Below are 2,772 nucleotides of genomic sequence, written 5' to 3' on the forward strand. Positions count from 1 at the left end.
TCCCTTCCCGAACTCAGAAGTGAAACCTCTTAGCGCTGATGGTAGTGTGGGGTCTCCCATGTGAGAGTAAGTCATCGCCAGCTCATTATTCCAAAAGCCCTCTGCTCACGCAGGGGGCTTTTTTTATGTGTGAGATTTAATAAAACAAGATAAAAAGGCTTAAATTCAATTTAAGCCTTTTATGAATCTAGTTATTTATTGATCTGCTTATTGATCTGCCGTGATAATGGATTGTGTTGCATTCTTTAGCATATACAGTGCCTGGCCTAATGAAATATCTTTTTCAGCCAAAGTAACCAGAATAAGAGGGTGTTTCGGTGCTGCAACCGCTGTCAAAATGGGTTTACCATTTTCTGCATCCAAAGTAATGCTCTGACAGCCAGTAAGATGGATCTCTTTAGTAAATGCAGAAACCATCGCTAAAATCGAGCTACTCACAGCAGCCAGCTTGCTGTTGTTATAGTTATCTTTCTTATGAATTGTGGCCAATTCAAACCCATCTGTTGAGCAGACCATTACATAATATATGCCACGAACATTGCTAATGATCTCCTGAATTTGCTGTTTGGCATGCTGAACGAGGGCTTCCGGGGTTTGACGTTTTTCTTGTATAGTAAGCATGCTTTAATCCTTAGCTCATGAGGTTATGGTTGACTTCGATTGAAGTAATGAGGGCTTCTAAGAGAAGCAAGATGTCATCTTTTTGACGTGCATCTATAAAAAAAAGGGGAGTATAGAGATCCTGCTGGATCAGCTAATCCTTATAAATCTGGATAAAATGAGGGCTTTCAAGATCACTATGCGTAATCCCAATGGCAATATTATTGGTATATTCCTGGAATACTTCGATATAGCTTTCCAGTTCCTGGATCGGATTATTCACTGTATGATCAATGAGAATAATAGCACCTAGTGCGCCTTGACAGATGACAGGCCAGATAAAGTCAAAGCGGCTTTGTCCTGGCGTACCATACAGACCAATTTTAGTTCCATCTTCTAATGTGATCTCACCATAATCAATTCCTACCGTGGTTTCTATTTTTGTATGGCTGCGGTCGTCAGTATTCAGTGCCTCAGTGAGTAACACTGGAATATCAGATAAGGAACGTATCGCGGCTGTTTTAGCTGCGCCTATGGAGCCCGCAAAAACGATTTTATATTGTTGTAAAATCATAAGTATTTACTTTATTAAAATCCAAATTTAAATCGTAGCTTTTCAAAAAAGCTTTTAATGAAACTTTGCTGTTCTGTTCTTTCAACTGGCTCAGTGGTGCGATAACGACTTTCCAAAGCATTAATTTTTTCAATATTTCCTGAAGCCATGCTGGCTGCGATAAATTGTCGAAGCGTAAGTAAGGAAATAGCATGTTGCTCAGCAATTTTTGAAATTTTAGCGCCTTGAATAAAGCAGGCAGATATCTGAAAAATACGTTTTTTATGGAGTGGATGGGCCGGCTTTGGCTAGTAATGAATTTTGTAGTGACCATCTTCGGGTGCGATCTGAGCAAAACTAGGCGAATTCCAGAAGAAATTCCATAACCAGTCTTGCAGAATCTGTGTTTCTCTACGTGTCACTTTAAAAAGGTCACTAGTGGATGCGAAATCATATTGAAAAGAAAAGTCTGTGCTTGTTTCAGCCCGGTCTTTGTTTAACCAGGCCAGGTTTTTTGCTGAGTCAATAATGGCAATGGTGCCATGCTGATCATAGAGATGTAATTTACCTTTTTCAGGATGCAGCATCTCTTTAAAAAAGTTAATCGTGTAGGGATGGTCAGAAGATTGCTGGATCTGAATAGGAGCTGAAAATATAGGTTCTTCTATTTCTGAGGTAATTTCTGAATTAAGGACATTTTGTTCAAACCAGTGCTTGAGAATTTGTGTGTTTTGCAGGGGCAAAGCGAGCGTATTATTTATAATCTGGTTCAAGTATTGAGCATTTTTAGAGATGCATAAATAAGGGCATTTTTGGTTTTTGAGTACACGTTGAATACCCTCTGTTTCAAGAAAGTATTCACATACAAACAGGCAATCGAGATGAGGATCGGAAGCAGTGTTCCATTGCAGGATAAAATGGTCAGGAGTGATGTGTTGTAAAGTTTTTTTAGTTCATCTGCATCGTGAATACTTAAACCTGCTATTCCAATATGAATATAATGCCTATGCATTTTAAGTCTCGATTAAAGTTTATATTTTATTGGGTGAAGCGTATAAGGATCCCCTTTATTGCATGAAATAAAGGGGGAAACTGTGTATTAGCTGAAGTCTAAACCTTGTTCAAAAGATTTAAGCTCATGACGAGCCATAGTCAGGTTTGCGTTAAAGCGGTCCAGTACAAGATACAGGAATACATTGTTATTCTTTTCAAGTGGGCGAATCAGATGATATTGCTTGCCCAGCGTAGTCAGAATATCTTCAATCGAGTCATTCAGGTTTAATGAATTCGCTACACGGCGTTTTGCGCGAACCACTTCTGTATTCTCGGCTGCTGCAAGTTCAAGATCGATATTGCCACCACCTTGAGTTGCCAGAGCCAAGCCGCTTTCACCATCAGCTAATGCTGCAGCAACGAAACCATCAATGTCTGTAAGTGTATCTAAGGTTACCTTAGCCATAATTATTTTCCTGTTATAAAAATAGTTGATGCGATATAGCCAAATACTTAAAAATATAGAACAATAGAAACATGGGATATTCAAAAGATTTTAAAGACAAAGTCATAGAAATTATGACTAGAGATAAAATGTCTGTGCGAAAAGCAGCACAGCATTTTAA

4 protein-coding genes and 1 pseudogene are annotated in these 2,772 nt (G+C 38.7%); all 5 read right to left on the bottom strand.

From position 1 onward, the window contains the following. Positions 1-207 precede the first annotated feature (207 nt). The gene (locus ACEWB7_RS17080) at positions 208-621 is read right to left on the bottom strand and encodes a roadblock/LC7 domain-containing protein (RefSeq protein WP_312310233.1); all 414 of its coding nucleotides are present in this window, start codon (positions 619-621) and stop codon (positions 208-210) included. A gap of 10 nt (positions 622-631) precedes the next feature. Then, a pseudogene (locus ACEWB7_RS17085) lies at positions 632-1,174 on the bottom strand (GTP-binding protein). Positions 1,175-1,188: 14 nt separating this feature from the next. Beyond that, on the bottom strand, positions 1,189-1,323 hold the full coding sequence (locus ACEWB7_RS17090) for a hypothetical protein (RefSeq protein WP_312310234.1): 135 nt from the start codon (positions 1,321-1,323) through the stop codon (positions 1,189-1,191). A 138-nt stretch (positions 1,324-1,461) separates the two neighbouring features. Beyond that, positions 1,462-1,926 (bottom strand): hypothetical protein, encoded by a 465-nt coding sequence (locus tag ACEWB7_RS17095; protein WP_312310235.1) that lies wholly within the window; start codon positions 1,924-1,926, stop codon positions 1,462-1,464. A gap of 326 nt (positions 1,927-2,252) precedes the next feature. Continuing rightward, on the bottom strand, positions 2,253-2,612 hold the full coding sequence (locus ACEWB7_RS17100) for a roadblock/LC7 domain-containing protein (RefSeq protein WP_312310236.1): 360 nt from the start codon (positions 2,610-2,612) through the stop codon (positions 2,253-2,255). Positions 2,613-2,772 lie beyond the last annotated feature (160 nt).

It is taken from the genome of Acinetobacter sp. NIOH-H-8 (assembly GCF_046635365.1).
Classification (GTDB): domain Bacteria; phylum Pseudomonadota; class Gammaproteobacteria; order Pseudomonadales; family Moraxellaceae; genus Acinetobacter.